Genomic DNA, 15,307 nt, shown 5'->3' with positions numbered 1-15,307 from the left:
CCTTCCGTCAGGCGCTTCAGGTCATAGGCGTGCAAGAGCTTCACTTCCGCATCCGAGAAGCCCACGCGCTTTAAGTTTTCCGGCAACGACGCGTTGGTCACCGTCGGCGCATAGCCCATTTTTTCGGCGAAGCCGATCTGGCCTTGCGGGTCCAGCATCGCGTTCAGATATTCCCAGGCAGCGTCCTTGTTGCGGCTGTTCTTGGCGATGCCGGCCTCGAACGACACCGGCACCGAGCCTTCCTTGGGAATCACGAAACCCAACGGCAAACCGCTGTCTTTCCATTGCAGCGCGCGCGCCTTCCACATGCAAGCGATCGAGATTTCACCGGACTTGAAGGCGGACGCGACGGCCTCGTTGGACGGATAGATGCGCGGCGCGTTGGCCTTGAGCTTGGTCAAGAAGCGCTTGCCGCCGTCGAAGCTCTTGGTGTCGCCGCCCGCGCCCAGCCCGACGAAGACCGCGTTGTACAGGTACAGAATGTCCGAAAAACCCACCTGCCCCTTCAACTTGGGGTCCAGCAGCACTTCCAGCGAATCCGGCGGCGTGGGGAATTTTTCGGTGTTGTAGACCAGCGTCATCGCGCTGAAGATATGGGGAATCGAATACGCCGTCTTCAGCGCGCCGATCGCGTGCGCCAGGTTGGGCAACTTCTTCGCGTCGATCGGTTCCAGCGTGCCGGAGCGCTCGGCGTCGTACATGTCGACTTCGCCCAGCAGCGCCACGTCCATGCTGCCGCGCCGCGAGTTCTTTTCGGCGCGCAGCTTGGTCACGCGGCCCACGGCGTTGCCGGTGTCGTAGACGACTTTCACGCCTTGCTTGTCGACGATGGGGTTGATGATCTGCTGCAGCAGGTTCTGGTAGTCGCCGCCCCAGGTCCCCACGACGATTTCTTTTTCGGCGGCGTGCGCCATGCCCGGCACCCAGCCCAAAGCGGGAGCGAGCGCCAAGCCGGAGGCGGTCTTGATGAAGCCACGGCGAGTCAGGTTTTTCTCTTGCATAACGACCTCGTATCGAAGGGGAACTGACGACTTGCTACGGTGCGGACGCGTGGCCGGCTGTGCCCGGCCCCGCGCCCCGGTACGAAAAGCGTTTCAGGCCAGCATGTCCACGGGCGCTTGCGGCGAGCATGCGCGGATCTCGCCCGCATCGATGTCGCGCGCGATCACGATGATGGCGTCGGGCGCGTCGGGTTGCCGGGTCAGGCGTTGCGGCGCGCTGAAGGTCGTGCCCACCGACTGGATCAGGATGGGTTCGGCGCATTCGTTGACGCGCACCACCGCCTTGACCCGCAACAGGCGTTCGCCGCAAAGCCCGGCCAGGTTGTCCAGCCATTCCGAAAAATCTGTCCAGCTGATGCCCGCGTGGGCCCGCGCCGCCATGACGCGGATGCGGGGATGCGCGACGCCCTGCCCGCCCGCCGTCAGCATCCGCGCGGCCAGCCCCGCCAGATCCGCCACGCCTTGCGACGGAGCAAACGCGGCCTGGACGGCGCGCCGGCGGTCCGGCTCGGCAATGACGGCCGCCAAAGGGTTCAGGGCGGCGGCGCGTACGGCGCGTGCTTCCAATACGCCGTCCGGCAGCAGGTCCGTCTTTGTCAACACGATGCGGTGCGCGGCGCCGAACTGCGCCATGGCTTCGTCCATCTCGGCCAGTGCGTCAGGGTCGCGCGCGCAGTCGTCGGTGCAGACCACCGTCAGCCGCAGGCCGCGGCGGGCCAGTTCAGGATCCGCCAGAGAGGCGATGATGGGACCGGGCCGCGACAAGCCGCTGCACTCCAGGATCACCCGCTGCAAGGGCCCTTCGCCGTCGGGGCGCGGCGCGTCCAGCAGCGCGCTCAAGGTGTAGACCAGATCGCTGCGCAGTGAGCAGCACACGCAGCCGTTGGCCATCAGCGTCATCGGCACGTTGTCGCTGTCATTGGCGACGATGGCGCCATCCACGCCGACCTCGCCCGCCTCGTTGACGATCACGCCGGTGTCGCGGGACGCGGGATCACGCAGATAGTCCACCAGCAGCGTGGTCTTGCCGCTGCCCAGGAAGCCACAAAGCAGGAAGAGGTCGACGGCCATGTCAGTCGGCCTCTTCGGCCGTGTCGCACGGCGACCCCGCCGGCGACCCGCCGAAGGGCGGGCGTTCGCCGTCCGGGTCTTGCTCCCAGCTGTCCTTGACCATCTTTCGCACGTCGGCCAGCAGCTCGGCCGTGTCGTACACCACGCCCGACTTGATGGTGGTCTGCAGGCAGCGCTTCCATTCCACCTTGGCCGTGTCGTCGTTCAGGCGCATGGCGCCGGTGCCGAACAGCAGTTTGAAGTCCGTCAGCGGATTCTGGTCATGGATCAGCAGATCAGCGCGCTTTTGCACGTCGATGGAGCCGGTGTCGTCATCGATGCCCAGCAGCGCCGCGCTTTGCGACGTGGCCGCGCGCAGCACTTCGATGGGATGGAACCCCGCTTCCTGCAGCAGCTCCAGTTCGCGCACGAAGCCGAAGCCGTAGATCTGGAAGATGAAGCCCGAATCGCTGCCGGCGCACACGCGGCCGCCCAGGTTCTTGTATTCATTGATGAACTGCATCCACAGCCGGTAGTTCTGCTTCCACTCGATTTCGTTCGTGGTGCTCCAGCGGTACCAGTACGCGCCGTGCCCGCCCCGTTGCGGCTGGAAGTACTTCCATACCGCCTTCCAGGTGTAGTCGTCGTGCCAGTCGGCGCGACGCGCGCGCATCAGGTCGCGGTTGGCGTCGTAGATGTTGAACGTGGGCACGAAGGTGTGACCCAGCTCCAGGAACTGGTCCATCACCTGGCGCCACTTGGCCGAGCCCGGTTGCGCGGCCTGCATGAAGGTCTGCCCGGCAACGGCAAAGCGGTAGTACTCGTCGCTGTAGTTGTAGTCGGTCGGAAAGGACTGCACGATGCGGTCTTCGAACAGCGCTTCCGGCAAACCGTAATAGTGTTCGGAACTGGTCAAGCCCCACCGCGCGGACTTCAGCGCGTTCACCCGCGTGACCGCCATCTGCGCGTGATGGCAGCCGGACCGCAGCCCCAGCTGCGCGGCTTCGTCCAATGCCGCTTCCATGATGGCAGGCGGCGCGCCGAAGAACTTGATGCCGTCCGCGCCGCGCGCCGCCAGCTTGCGCACCCATTCGCGGCCCTGCTCGGGCGTGTGGATGGTCTTGACGCGGTCATTCACGGCGGGGAACACGGAATGCACCACCATGCGCGGCGCGGCGATCTTGTTGGCGGCGGAAAGTTCGCGCTGCTCCATCGTCCAGCCCAGGCCCCCCATCGCGCCCATTTCGCGCACGGTCGTGACGCCATGCGCCAGCCACAATTTGTAGATGTAGTCGGCAGGCGGCACGATGCCGCTCATCGCATGATAGGGCGTGCCGATGTGCGCGTGCGCATCCACAAAACCGGGCGTGACGAACTTGCCGTGGCAATCGATCTCATGGTCGCCCGGGCCAGGCCGGCGTTTGGGGTCGATGGACTTGTGCGGCGTGCCCACATTGACCAGCGCGGTGATGCGGTCGTTCTCGATCACGATGTCCACCGGCCCCCAGGGCGGCGCGCCGGTACCATCGATGATCGTCGCCCCGCGCAGGATCAGCCTGGGGAACGGGCCCAGGCCGCGGTCGCGCGCGACCGGCGCCGACGGCGGATGCCACCCCTTGGCGGCGTTGACGTCGCGGGATTCCTCGCCGACTTCCGACTGCGAAAACGTGGGATCGCTCATGGCGCTTACACCCCCAGTGCGTTGTGTTCGATGACCCCGCCCTTCATGATCAGGGCCAGATGCTCGCCCTGGCCCAGCAGGCAGGACAAGTCGCGGTACGGGTTGCCGTCCACCAGCAGCACGTCCGCCAGGGCGCCGGGCTGGATGCGGCCCAGCTGCCCCACCTGGTTCAGCACTTCCGCCGCGGTGGTGGTGGCGCACTGGATGACTTCCTGCGTGGACAGGACCTCGTTGCGGATGCGGAATTCGTCGCTCTGCAAGCGCTGCGACGGACCCAGCAGGTCAGATCCGTAGCCGATCTTCACGCCCGCCTTCTTGTAGATCTCCAGCGAATGCAGGCCCGCGGTGCGCACCGTGGCGATCTTCGCGACCGAATCCGGCGGCAAGCCGTAGTCGGCCCCTTCGTTGGCCAGCGCCTCGTAGGTGACAAGCGTGGGCACCACGAACGCGCCCTTCTCGGCCATGAAGCGCGCCACGCGCTCGTCGACCAGGTTGCCGTGTTCGATCGTGCGCACGCCGTTGCGGATGGCCCGCTCGATGGCGTCGGCGGTGTACGAGTGCGCCATCACATAGGTCTGGCGGCTGGCGGCCTCGTCGACGATGACGCGGATCTCTTCCTCCGAATAACCGAAGGACGCGATGGGGTCGGTGGGCGAGGCCACGCCGCCCGAGGCCATCATCTTGATCTGGTCGGCGCCCATCTGCAGTTCCTGGCGCACGGCCTTTCGCACGTCGTCGATGCCGTCGGCCACGCGGCCGATGTCGCCGGCACGGAAACAGCAGCCGCAAAAGCTCATCGGACGCAGATGGTCGGAACGTGGACGCGGGTCGCCGTGGCCCCCCGTCTGGCTGATGGCGCGGCCCGAGATGAACAGACGCGGGCCCTTGACCGTGCCTTCGTTCACCGCGCACTTCAGCCCCCATCCCGCGCCGCCCGCGTCTCGCACGGTGGTGAAGCCCCGGCGCAGCATCGCCGCCATGATGGGCACCGCGCGCATCATGACCAGCGCGTCGGGCAGCACGCCTTGCGTGCTGAGGTTCAGTTGGGTCGCCAGCACGTGCACGTGCAGGTCGATCAGCCCCGGCATCAACGTGCGGCCCGCCGCGTCGATCACCTGCGCGGACGCGCTGGACAGGGGCTTGTCCGACACTTCCTTGATGACGCCGTCCTCGACCAGCACATGATGGCCTTCCAGCAGCTCGGCCTGCAAGGGATCAAGCAGGTTCGCGTTCTTGAACAATACGGATGCCATGAAAGTTCCTTGTTGGAAATGCGGGGTCAAGACGCCATGGTCTTGATGTAGCGTCGATGGATCAGCCAATTCGAGACCAGTGCGATGACGAGCGTGCCGCACACCAGGATGACGGCCAGCGCCGCGCCGAACGGCCAGTTCGACGCGCGCGTGATCTGGTCGTACAGCGCGGGCGCCATCATCGTCAGGCCGGAGCCGCCCAGCAGCACCGGCGTGGCGTAGGCGTTCATGCACAAGATGAACACCAGCATCGTTCCCGCCGCCACGCCGGGCGCGGCGATGGGCAGCACAATGCGGCGAAACGTCGTGAAGAAGCTGGCGCCCACGTTGCGCGCGGCTTCTTCCACCGACAGGTCCATCCCTTCCAGCACGCTTTGCAGGGTCAGGATCAGATACGGCATGACCACGGCGGTGGTGCCGATGACGACGGCGGTGGGCGTGTACATCAGGGTCAGGGGCTTGTCGATCAGCCCCAGTCCCTGCAGCACGGCGTTCACCACGCCCGCGTTGCCCAGCGCCACCATCCAGCCCGCTGCCCGCACCACGTTGCCCACCATCAGCGGGAACACCAGCAGGATCACGAACAGGCTCTTGTACCGGCTTTGCGTGCGCGCCAGGAAGTACGCCACCGGAAAGCCCAGCACCAGCGCCAGCACGGTGCAGAGCGCGGCCACCCACAAGGTCGTGAAGAAGATGTCGCGGTAGTAGGGGTCGCCGAAGAACTTCGCGTAGTTCTCGAAGGTGAAGGCGGTCTGCATCAGGTCCGCCGGATCGAAATGATTGAAGCTGTAGCGCGCCAGCTGAAGGATGGGGACCAGGATGATCACCAGCACCACCAGGGACGCCGGGAAAGCCAGCCCCGGCCCCAGCCAGCGGCTGGGCCGCCCGTCTTGGTTCGCGGTCGTCATGGCGGCTCCTATTGCGTGAAGGCCACGCAGTCTTCGGGCTCGAAGCATGCGTAGACCCGCGCGCCTGGCGCCGGCTGGGCGCGGCCCGCGCCGCCGTTGACGATCTGGCTGATCATGCGGCTGCCGCCTTCAAGCTGCACGCGCACTTCCAGCACCGACCCCAGGTACAACGACGATTCCACCACCCCCGCCAGCGCGTTTACGCCGTCGGGCTGGGCGGCCAGCCGCACCCGTTCGGGCCGCACGCCCACATGCGTGGCGCCTGCCCCGCCCGGCGTGGCGATGCGCTGGCCGGTGTCGGTGTGGAACTGGTGGTCGGCCTGCCCGTGGCCCGTGAACACATTCATCTTTCCCAGGAAATCCGCCACGAAAAGATTGGCCGGACGCTCATACAAGGTCGCGGGCGCGCCCACCTGCTGCACGATGCCGTCGTGCATGATGGCCATGCGGTCGGCGATCGCCAGCGCTTCTTCCTGGTCGTGCGTGACGAACACGGTCGTCAGGCCCAGGCGCTGCTGCAGGGAACGGATCTCTTCGCGCACTTCCAGGCGCAGCTTGGCGTCCAGGTTGGACAACGGCTCGTCCAGCAGGAACACCTTGGGTTCGATGGCAAGCGCGCGGGCGATCGCCACGCGCTGCTGCTGGCCGCCGGACAGCTGGCGCGGATAGCGCTCGCGCAGTTCGGTCATGCGCACCATGTCCAGCACGCGGCGGATCTTGGCGTCGCGGTCGGCCTTGGGCACCTTGTGCATCTCCAGGCCGAACGCCACGTTCTCGGCCACCGTCATGTGCGGAAACAGCGCATAGCGCTGGAACACCATGCCGGTGTCGCGCTTGTGCACCGGCAGCCGGGTCACGTCGGTCTCGCCGATGCGGATGCGCCCCGCAGTCGGCGTGATGAAGCCGGCGATCATGCGCAACGTGGTGGTCTTGCCGCAGCCGCTGGGGCCCAGGAACGTCACCAGTTCGCCCTCGGCGATATCGAGTGAAAAGTCCGACACCGCCACCGCCGATCCGAACTGCTTGCGGATATTCTCGATTGAGACCTTCGCCATTTCTTACACCACCTGACTGAGTTTCACGTAGCGGTCGGTCACAAGCATGATGATCCCCAACAGCAAGATTTGCACCGAGGCCACCGAAGCGATGGTCGGGTCCAGATTGAATTCCAGGTACTGCATGATGGCGATCGGCAGCGTCGTGCGGCCCGGCCCCACCAGCGACAGCGACAGCTCCAGGTTTTCGAACGACACCACGAAGCTGAACAGCGCTGCCGCCACGATGGACGGGCGCAGCATCGGCAGCGTCACGCGCATGAAGGCCACCAGGGCGCTGGCGCCCAGGTTGCGCGCGGCCTCTTCGATGGAGCCATCCAGTCCGGCCATGCCGGCCGTGACCAGACGGACCGTCCACGGAATCGTCAGGCACACGTGCGCGATGACCAGGCCGCCGAACGTGCCGATGATGTCCTGGTCCAGCAGTTCTTCGGCGCGCAGGTAGAACAAGTAGATGCCGACGCCCGCGACAATGCCGGGAATCAGCAGCGGCGACAGCAGCAAGGTGTTGACGCCCTTGCTGCCCTGGAAGCGGTAGCGGGCAATGGCCACCGCGGCCAGCACGCCCATCGCGACGCCGATGGCGGCGGCCACCAGCGACACTTGCAGGCTGAACAGGAAGCCATTGGCGAACGCGGGGTTCTGCCACGCCTTCACGTACCAGGACAGCGTGTAGCCAGACGGGGGGAAGTAGAGGATGGCGTCCTTGAAGAAGCTCAGCCAGACCACCAGCACGATGGGGCAGAGCATGAACGCATACATGAGGACGACGAAAACGCGGTGCAGCCACGTTGCCCACGGGATCACGCGAATGGGCTTGGCCCGGACGGCCGTGACGGCCGTGACGGCCGAGTTCAAAGGAGGCGCGCTATGCAAATCCTGGTTCCTTGTCAGCGAGGTGCCGGCTCGGTTTGAAACTCCTCCGGTTGGAACTCTTCGGTTCGCTCGGTTAACCCAAGCATATCGATGGGTTGCTGCCAGGCTCAACTAGGGATAACCCAACACTGCGCCTCACTTGCGGGTAATCCCTGGCGCGGCCTTGCGCGCAGGTGCAACCCGCTGCGGCAGAAGGCCCGCAGCAGGTGCAACCCAAGAAATCAAGACGGGCTTGCGGGCCCGGCGGACCAGGCGGTCAGCGCGAGGCTTGCAGCCCGCACAATGCCTGCAGCACCGCCACGCGGCTTTGCCCCAACACCATGCCGTGCCAGTCGTAGGCATGGCAATAGAACGCGTCCTGCGTCGCTTGCAGGATGTCGCGGCGCAAGGCGGGTGGCGCGTCCGGATTGGCCCGCAGCCAGTTGCGGCCGCGCAGGGCGAGCACGATGTCGTCAAACGGCACGGTGCCGTATTCCAGCGCCATCAGCGTCGGCGACGATTCGGGGCAAGCCTGATAAATCAGGCCGGCCAGATGGCCGGTGATGTCGACCGACGCCGACGTGCCTTGGAATGGCACGGCGATATCCAGGCCCCACCATTGCCGCGCGCGCGCCACTTCCGCCTCATCGCGCCGGCCCGCATAGATCTTCTCGCCGTGCCCGCGCGGACCCAGGCCCGTATGGACGTCGATCCAACCGATGTGCGCGTAGCGCCGGGCCTGCGTTTCAAGAATGCCCCGCAGGTTGGCAAGCGACGCCGCCGGCGCCGCGCCGCCGTAGAAGAGCCCGTCGGCATGGGTGTACTGCCCGCGCGACACGGCCTGGGCGAAGGCGGCCTGCCCGTGTTCGGCCACATAGCGGGCCAGGTCCCGCTGGTTCTCTTCCGAGGGCGGCCACGCTTCGGGCAGCAGCAGCGGATGCAGGTCGCCGTAGCCCGGATTGACGGGCAGCGGCGCGGCGCCGAACGGTTGGGCGTTGCGGTTCAGGTCGACGTTACCCTCGTCGGTGCGGGCGATCCACGAAAAGCCGTAGGGATTCACCGCGTGCACCAGCAGCACGGCCACGCCCGCTTGCCGCGCGCGCTTAAGCATCGGCGCGTCGTCCATCAACGCGAACTGGCAGCCCGCGCCACAAAAGCCTTCTACTCCATGCGTGGCGGACGTCATGATCAGCAGACGCTGGGCGTCAGGCGCGCCGATCAGCGCCGTGTCGGTGGCCAGCGCCTCGCCCTCGCTGCCTACGGCGTCGATCGGCCAGGACCGCACATCCGCGCCCAGGCGCGCGGCGTCGGACAGGAAGCGCTCGCGCGATTCGGCATAGCTGCGGGGGAAGTAGCTCGTACTGCTGGGCATCATGCCTCCTGCTTATCGATTGCATGGCCGGTGCGGTCCTGGATCCAGAACAGCACCACGGTGGATAGCGCCACGGTCACCATCAAATACCAGGCAGGCGCCAGGGGGTTGCCGGTGACGTGCAGCAGCCAGGTCACGAAGAACTGCGCGAAACCGCCGAAGACCGAGATGCCCAGACCATACACGACCGACATCCCTGTCGTGCGCACGGCCTTCGGAAACAGCTCGGGCAGCATCGTAATGGTGGGCGCCATCTGCAACGCCAGCAACACCGCCAGCAACGCGATCACCGTCATCAACCGTGCCGTGCTGGGCGCGGACACCAGCCATTGGAAGCACGGCAGCAGCGCGCAGATGGTGGCCGCGCGCGACCAGAAGATGATTCTCTTGCGCCCGTAGCGGTCGGCCAACATGCCGACAAACGGCGCGATCGCGAAGCCGATGGCCCCCAGCACGACGCTGGCGTACAGCCCTGACGACGCCGGCAGGCCCAGTTCCTTGCTGGCGTAGGCCGGCATGTAGAAGCCGATGATCTGCGCGCACACCATCCCGCCGATCACCAGCAGGATGCCTTTGACCACCCGCGCCTTGTGGTGCGCGAATACCAGGCGCAGTGGCTTGTGGTCCGATGCGGCGCGCACGGCTTCGGGCGCCTGCGCAGGCTCCAGCGTCTCTTCCAGGTTGCGGCGGATGTACGCCCCGACCGGCACCGTCAGGATGCCGATCACGAAAGGCACGCGCCAGCCCCACGCTTGCATCTGGTCCTTGGTGAGCGCGGCGGTCAACAGCGCCACCGTCAGCGCGCCCAGCATCACCCCCAGCGACTGGCTGCCGAACTGCCAGCTGGAATAGAAGCCGCGCTTGTCCGCCGGCGCGTGCTCCAGCAGCAGGGTGGTCGACGCGCCCACCTCGCCGCCGGCGGCAAAGCCCTGGATCAACCGCGCCAACACCATCAGCACCGGCCCCATCACGCCCATCTGGCCGTAGGTGGGCGCCGCCGCGATCAGCGCGCAGCCCAGACCCATCAGCCATAACGTCAACGTCATGGCCGCGCGCCGGCCGTGACGGTCGGCATACGAACCGATCAGCATGCCGCCTACCGGTCGCATCAGGAAGCCCACGCCGAAGGTGGCCGTGGTCAGCAACAGCTGGCCGTAACTGGAGGCGGCCGGAAAGAACAGCGGCCCGATGATCAACATCAGGAACGTGAAGACGGTGAAGTCGAAGAACTCCAGCGCGTTGCCGATGGTGGTGCCGGCGATCACACGCCGGCGCATCGTCGACGAATGCAGAGGCTGCCGGCCAGGAGCGGCGGCGATGGCGATAGACATGTTTTCCCCTTGATGTCCGTGACGGGGCGCCGGTCCGTGAATCCGGACGCTGTGACGGCCCCGCGTGGATGAATATACGGATGGCGCACGATAAGGAAAAGACAGTATTTTTGTTCCAGTGAAACCTTTTTCTTATATGTCTATCCGTCTTAAGACGGTTCCTATATCGGACGCCCGCCCATGAACCTGCGCCAATTACGCGCCTTTGTCCTGATCGCCGACCACCGCAGCATCCGCGCCGCGGCACGCGCCTTGTTCGTCACCCAGCCCGCGGCCACGCGCAGCTTGCGCGAACTGGAACAAAGCGTGGGCGCAGAATTGGTGCGCCGCAGCGCCCGGGGCGTCGAACTGACGACCTATGGCGAGGCGCTGTACAAGCGCGCCGTACTGATCCTGCAGGAAGCGCGAAAGGCACAGGAAGAGATCGGACAGATGCGGGACGGCGAAGGCGGCACGCTGAATCTGGCCATCAGTTCGTCGGCGCTGACGGCACTGCCTGCCGCGCTGATGGCGTTCCGCGCCCGGATGCCGCGCGTGGCGGTGTCGTTCAACGAGGTCGCGCCGCCGTACAGCCACGAGCAATTGGAATCGGGCCGCTATGACCTGCTGGTGCAGACGGAGTACGACGGCAACATTGACGACGGCTTCGCGCGCCAGACCCTGTTCACGTTGCCGATGGCGGTGGGCGCGCGGATCGGGCACCCGTTGCGCCACGCGCGCAGCCTGGCCGACATGCACGACGCGCTGTGGCTGCTGCCCGGCAACATCCAGGCCCCCGCCAACCTGCTGCGGCTGGCGTTCGACGCCCACGGGCTGCCGCCGCCGCGCGACATCATCCCTTGCCAGTCCATCGCGATCGCGCTGGCCATCATGGCGGAAAGCGACGCGCTGGGCATCTTCGTGCGGGCGCTGTTCGACCATCAGCTGATGCCGCGGCCGTTGCGCATGTTGCCGCTGGCGCACGAGTTGCCTGCGGCCCGGGTGTCCATCCTGACACGGGCCGACTCGCCGCCCACGCCGGCAGCGCAATGCTTCGTCGATTGCCTGATGGCAGCACGCCCGCGGCCGGCGGCCTAGGGGCTGCACAAAGCGCCTTGCAACGCCCATCGGCCCTGAGGCAACCGGTTATCATTGGCGCCGGGCCAGCCGATGGCATCCACACCGGCCTGCCGCCTCCTCTCTGCGGTCAACATCCATGGCGTTTCCACGACTTCCTTCCCCTCCCACGCTGACCGACACCGTCGCCAAGCGCCTGCTCGCCGAAATCGACGAGGGGCGCGTGCTGCCCGGTGAAAAGCTGCCCACCGAAGCCATGCTGGCCGAACAGTTCGGCGTCAGCCGCACCGTCATCCGAGAAGCGGTGTCGCGCTTGAGGCAGGACGGCATCGTGGAAGCGCGGCAAGGCAGCGGCGTGTTCGTCACCGGCCTGACGGGCAACCGGGCGCTGCGCATCGATGCCGCCGAACTGAGCTCGCTGGACGCCGTGCTGCACATCGTGGATTTGCGCCGGGCGCTGGAAACCGAAATCGCGGCCCAGGCCGCGGCGGTGCGCAAGAAGCGCGACATGACGGAGATCGACCGCGCGCTGGCCGCGATCTCGCAAGCGGTCGCCGACGGCGGCGACGGCGTGAAGGAAGACGTGGCGTTCCACCGCAGCATCGCGCGCGCCACCGGCAACCCGTACTTCCTGACCACCCTGGCCTTTGTCAGCCAGTTCCTGGAAGCCGCCACGCGCGTGACGCGCGGCAACGAAGCCCGCCACGCCAACCTGATGCGCGACGTGATGCAGGAACACATCGCCATCGTCGAAGCCATCCGCAACCAGGACGTGGAAGGCGCCCGCGAGGCGGCGCGCATCCACATGGTGAATGCGGCCAAGCGGCTGAGCCAGGCGCACCGCTAGGCCCGTCGCCTGTTCCCCTCGCCCCGCCGGTCCGGAAACTACCCGAACGCCTTGATGAAAAAGTCCGGCGTGCCGAAGTTGCCCGACTTCAGCGCGATGCTGACGTCGCCTGCCGCAACCGGCGTGTAGCCCGCGCACCAGGGCACGCCCGGGTCGATCTGTTCGCCGATGGCGATCTGTTCCAGCCCCAGCGCCTGCACCACGGCGCCCGACGTCTCGCCACCCGCCACGATCAGCTGCCGCACGCCGCATTCGACCAGGCCGACCGCGATGCGCGCGATGGCGTCTTCGATCATGGCGCCCGCGCGCGCCGCGCCCAACGCGCCCTGCGCTTGCTTGACCGCGTCCGGCTGCGCGGTGGAATAGACCAGCACAGGGCCGTCCTGCATACGGGGTTCGGCCCAGGCCAGCACTTGCGTGACCACGTCCTCGCCCGCCGCGATCCGAATGGGATCCAGCGCATAGGCCGGACGGCCGCTTTCGATGAACGCGGCCACCTGCCCGTTGGTTGCGGTGGAGCAGCTTCCCGCCACTACCGCCTGCAAGCCCGCCGCGCGCGTCTGGTTGGCGGCGCTGGCCGGCGTCAGGCCCCAGTTGCCCGGCAGGCCGATCGCCACGCCGGAACCCGCCGTGACCAGCGGCATGCCGCGAAGCGCCGGCCCCAGGGCCAGCAGATCGTTGTTGGACACCGCGTCCACGATGGCGATCTCGACGCCCTCGGCCTGCAAGGCCTGGATGCGCGCACGGATCGCCTCGCTGCCTGCCGCCACCACGCTGTAGTCGATCAAACCGACCTTGCGCGACGTCTGCGCCGACAGCACACGGACGAGATTCGGGTCCGTCATCGGCGTGAGCGGATGATGCTGCATGCCCGATTCGTTCAGCAGCACATCGCCCGCAAACAGATAGCCCTTGAAGACCGTGCGCTTGTTGTCGGGAAACGCCGGCGTGGCGATGGTGAAGGCTGTGCCCAGTTGCGCCATCAACGCATCGGTGACGGGGCCGATGTTGCCCTGCGGCGTGCTGTCGAAAGTGGAGCAGTACTTGAAGTAGATCTGCTCGGCGCCTTGCTGCTGCAGCCATTGCAGCGCGGCGAGCGACTGCGCCACGGCTTCCATCGCCGGCAGCGTGCGGGTCTTCAGCGCCACGACCACGGCGTCCGCGTCATCGCGCAACGGCGCGCCCGGAATGCCGATGGTCTGCACCGTGCGCATGCCGGCCCGCACCAGGTTGTTGGCCAGGTCGGTCGCACCCGTGAAATCGTCGGCGATACAGCCCAGTTTGATGCTCATTTCGCCTCCGGCAAAGTAATGCCCGGGAAGATCTTGATGACCGCGCTGTCGTCCTCGCGGCCATGCCCGGCGGTGGACGCCTGCATGAACATCTGATGCGCGGTCGATGCCAGCGGCAGCGGGAATTTGGTGTGCCGGGCGGTATCCAGCACCAGCCCCAGGTCCTTGACGAAGATGTCCACGGCGGACAGCGGCGTGTAGTCGCCCGCCAGCACATGCGCCATGCGGTTCTCGAACATCCAGCTGTTGCCCGCGCTGTGCGTGATGACCTCGTACAGGGCGTCCGCGTCGACGCCTTCACGCAGGCCCAGCGCCATCGCCTCGGCGGCGGCCGCGATGTGCACGCCGGCCAGCAACTGGTTGATGATCTTGACCTTGCTGCCCGCGCCGGCGCGGTCGCCCAGGCGATAAACCTTGCCGGCCATCGATTCCAGCACCGCGCCGCAGGCCTCGTAGGCGGCCGCACGCCCGGCGGTCATCATCGTCATCTGGCCGGCAGCGGCCTTGGCTGCGCCACCGGAAATCGGCGCGTCCAGGTACAGGACGCCCTGCTCGGCCAGCCGCGCTTCCAGCGCGATGGACCAGCTGGGGTCGACGGTAGAGCACATCACAAACACGGCGCCGGCGCGCAAGGCGGCGGCGATGCCGCCTTCGCCATACAGCACGGCTTCGGTCTGCTGGGCGTTGACGACGACGCTGATGACGATGTCGCAGGCGGCGGCCATGTCGGCCAGCGTGGCGCAGGCTACGCCGCCTTGCGCGGCAAAGGCCGCGGCGGCATCGGCGCGGATGTCGTAGACGTGCACGTCATGGCCGGCGCGGCGCAGGCTTTGCGCGATGCCCGCGCCCATGGCGCCCAGGCCGATGACGCCGACGCGGCGTGAAGAAGGTTGCGCAAGGGTCATGTCAGGTCGTCGGCCAGGTAGGCGCGGATGATGTCCGCAAAGTTGTTGTCGCCTTTCAAGCCCAGGCGGGTCGCGCGCGTGGTGTCCCACCGGCCGGGCCAGCTGCCGACAATGCGCTCGACGCGTTCATCGGCTTGCCACGTGATGCGGTCGGCGACCTCGTCGCCCGCCACCTCGCGCAGCGCCTGCGCCATGTCGGCTACCGTGACCGACACGCCGGGCAAGTTGATCGGCGCGCGGTCGGCCACGGCATCGGCCTGCAATTCGCAACCGGCGATCAGCGCCTGGATCGCGCCGCGCGGCGACAGCAGCCACAAGCGCGTATCGGCGCCAACCGGGCAGACGGCCGCTTCGCCGTTCAAGGGTTCGCGGATGATGCCGCTGGCGAACGAAGACGCCGCGGCGTTGGGGCGGCCCGGGCGCACGCTGATGGTGGGCAGGCGCAGCACGCGGCCGTCGACGAAGCCGCGGCGCGTGTAGTCCGCCAGCAGCAGTTCGGCGATGGCCTTCTGCGTGCCGTAAGACGATTGCGGATTCAGCGCCGTGTCGTCGCGCACGGTCTCGGGCAACGCGCCGCCGTACACGGCCACCGAGCTGGTGAAGATCACCCGTGGCTGGTGGCCCAGCGCGCGGCACGTTTCCAGCAAGGCGCGGGACGCGTCCAGGTTGATGCGCATGCCCAGATCGAAATCCGCCTCCGC

14 protein-coding genes are annotated in these 15,307 nt (G+C 67.0%); 2 read left to right on the top strand and 12 right to left on the bottom strand.

Translation table 11 applies throughout. The annotated features are described in order from the left end of the window. The 9 genes from ACO6D5_RS25930 to ACO6D5_RS25890 all read right to left on the bottom strand — a co-directional run. On the bottom strand, window positions 1–1,001 hold a 1,001-nt coding region (locus ACO6D5_RS25930), incomplete at its 3' end, for an ABC transporter substrate-binding protein (protein WP_485826982.1). Window positions 1,002–1,094: 93 nt separating this feature from the next. After that, on the bottom strand, window positions 1,095–2,072 hold the full coding sequence (locus ACO6D5_RS25925; protein WP_485826981.1) for a CobW family GTP-binding protein: 978 nt from the start codon (window positions 2,070–2,072) through the stop codon (window positions 1,095–1,097). A gap of 1 nt (window position 2,073) precedes the next feature. Further along, window positions 2,074–3,732, bottom strand: coding sequence for an amidohydrolase family protein (locus ACO6D5_RS25920; RefSeq protein WP_485826980.1), 1,659 nt, complete (start codon window positions 3,730–3,732; stop codon window positions 2,074–2,076). Window positions 3,733–3,737: 5 nt separating this feature from the next. Further along, window positions 3,738–4,985, bottom strand: a complete 1,248-nt coding sequence (locus ACO6D5_RS25915; RefSeq protein ID WP_485826979.1) for a metal-dependent hydrolase family protein — start codon at window positions 4,983–4,985, stop codon at window positions 3,738–3,740. Between the two features lie 26 nt (window positions 4,986–5,011). Then, complete coding sequence (locus tag ACO6D5_RS25910; protein WP_315527067.1) at window positions 5,012–5,893, bottom strand: ABC transporter permease subunit; 882 nt, start codon at window positions 5,891–5,893, stop codon at window positions 5,012–5,014. Between the two features lie 8 nt (window positions 5,894–5,901). After that, window positions 5,902–6,948 carry an ABC transporter ATP-binding protein gene (locus ACO6D5_RS25905; RefSeq protein WP_485826978.1) on the bottom strand — a complete coding sequence of 349 codons (1,047 nt, stop codon included), beginning with the start codon at window positions 6,946–6,948 and terminating at the stop codon, window positions 5,902–5,904. 3 nt (window positions 6,949–6,951) lie between these two features. Further along, the gene (locus ACO6D5_RS25900) at window positions 6,952–7,824 is read right to left on the bottom strand and encodes an ABC transporter permease (RefSeq protein ID WP_485826977.1); all 873 of its coding nucleotides are present in this window, start codon (window positions 7,822–7,824) and stop codon (window positions 6,952–6,954) included. 256 nt (window positions 7,825–8,080) lie between these two features. After that, window positions 8,081–9,178, bottom strand: coding sequence for a M14 family metallopeptidase (locus tag ACO6D5_RS25895; protein ID WP_485826976.1), 1,098 nt, complete (start codon window positions 9,176–9,178; stop codon window positions 8,081–8,083). Beyond that, window positions 9,175–10,506 (bottom strand): MFS transporter, encoded by a 1,332-nt coding sequence (locus ACO6D5_RS25890; protein WP_485826975.1) that lies wholly within the window; start codon window positions 10,504–10,506, stop codon window positions 9,175–9,177. The genes ACO6D5_RS25895 and ACO6D5_RS25890 overlap by 4 nt, the downstream gene beginning before the upstream one ends. A 180-nt stretch (window positions 10,507–10,686) precedes the next feature. Here ACO6D5_RS25890 and ACO6D5_RS25885 point away from each other — a divergent pair, with 180 nt between their 5' ends. Then, a complete protein-coding gene (locus ACO6D5_RS25885; protein ID WP_485826974.1) occupies window positions 10,687–11,583 on the top strand; it encodes a LysR substrate-binding domain-containing protein in 897 nt (298 codons plus the stop codon). Between the two features lie 118 nt (window positions 11,584–11,701). After that, window positions 11,702–12,409, top strand: coding sequence for a GntR family transcriptional regulator (locus ACO6D5_RS25880; RefSeq protein WP_315527078.1), 708 nt, complete (start codon window positions 11,702–11,704; stop codon window positions 12,407–12,409). A 38-nt stretch (window positions 12,410–12,447) separates the two neighbouring features. Here the strand turns inward: ACO6D5_RS25880 and otnK are convergent, their stop codons facing one another. The 3 genes from otnK to denD form a co-directional block, all read right to left on the bottom strand. Continuing rightward, window positions 12,448–13,701 (bottom strand): 3-oxo-tetronate kinase, encoded by a 1,254-nt coding sequence (gene otnK / locus ACO6D5_RS25875; protein WP_485826973.1) that lies wholly within the window; start codon window positions 13,699–13,701, stop codon window positions 12,448–12,450. Continuing rightward, the gene (gene ltnD, locus ACO6D5_RS25870) at window positions 13,698–14,606 is read right to left on the bottom strand and encodes an L-threonate dehydrogenase (RefSeq protein WP_315527082.1); all 909 of its coding nucleotides are present in this window, start codon (window positions 14,604–14,606) and stop codon (window positions 13,698–13,700) included. Before ltnD ends, otnK begins: the two co-directional genes overlap by 4 nt. Further along, on the bottom strand, window positions 14,603–15,307 hold a 705-nt coding region (gene denD / locus ACO6D5_RS25865; RefSeq protein ID WP_485826972.1), incomplete at its 5' end, for a D-erythronate dehydrogenase. The genes denD and ltnD, both read right to left, overlap by 4 nt.

It is taken from the genome of Achromobacter sp., from assembly GCF_057314935.1.
Note: the sequence above shows the minus strand (reverse complement) of the source record. Positions and strands in the feature narration are given on the sequence as shown.

What these genes read in the sequence shown, in the direction of transcription:
- ACO6D5_RS25925 (WP_485826981.1), bottom strand. Translation starts at nt 2,072, where the DNA reads ATGGCCGTCGACCTCTTCCTGCTTTGTGGCTTCCTGGGCAGCGGCAAG.
- ACO6D5_RS25920 (WP_485826980.1), bottom strand. Translation starts at nt 3,732, where the DNA reads ATGAGCGATCCCACGTTTTCGCAGTCGGAAGTCGGCGAGGAATCCCGC.
- ACO6D5_RS25915 (WP_485826979.1), bottom strand. Translation starts at nt 4,985, where the DNA reads ATGGCATCCGTATTGTTCAAGAACGCGAACCTGCTTGATCCCTTGCAG.
- ACO6D5_RS25910 (WP_315527067.1), bottom strand. Translation starts at nt 5,893, where the DNA reads ATGACGACCGCGAACCAAGACGGGCGGCCCAGCCGCTGGCTGGGGCCG.
- ACO6D5_RS25905 (WP_485826978.1), bottom strand. Translation starts at nt 6,948, where the DNA reads ATGGCGAAGGTCTCAATCGAGAATATCCGCAAGCAGTTCGGATCGGCG.
- ACO6D5_RS25895 (WP_485826976.1), bottom strand. Translation starts at nt 9,178, where the DNA reads ATGATGCCCAGCAGTACGAGCTACTTCCCCCGCAGCTATGCCGAATCG.
- ACO6D5_RS25890 (WP_485826975.1), bottom strand. Translation starts at nt 10,506, where the DNA reads ATGTCTATCGCCATCGCCGCCGCTCCTGGCCGGCAGCCTCTGCATTCG.
- ACO6D5_RS25885 (WP_485826974.1), top strand. Translation starts at nt 10,687, where the DNA reads ATGAACCTGCGCCAATTACGCGCCTTTGTCCTGATCGCCGACCACCGC.
- ACO6D5_RS25880 (WP_315527078.1), top strand. Translation starts at nt 11,702, where the DNA reads ATGGCGTTTCCACGACTTCCTTCCCCTCCCACGCTGACCGACACCGTC.
- otnK (WP_485826973.1), bottom strand. Translation starts at nt 13,701, where the DNA reads ATGAGCATCAAACTGGGCTGTATCGCCGACGATTTCACGGGTGCGACC.
- ltnD (WP_315527082.1), bottom strand. Translation starts at nt 14,606, where the DNA reads ATGACCCTTGCGCAACCTTCTTCACGCCGCGTCGGCGTCATCGGCCTG.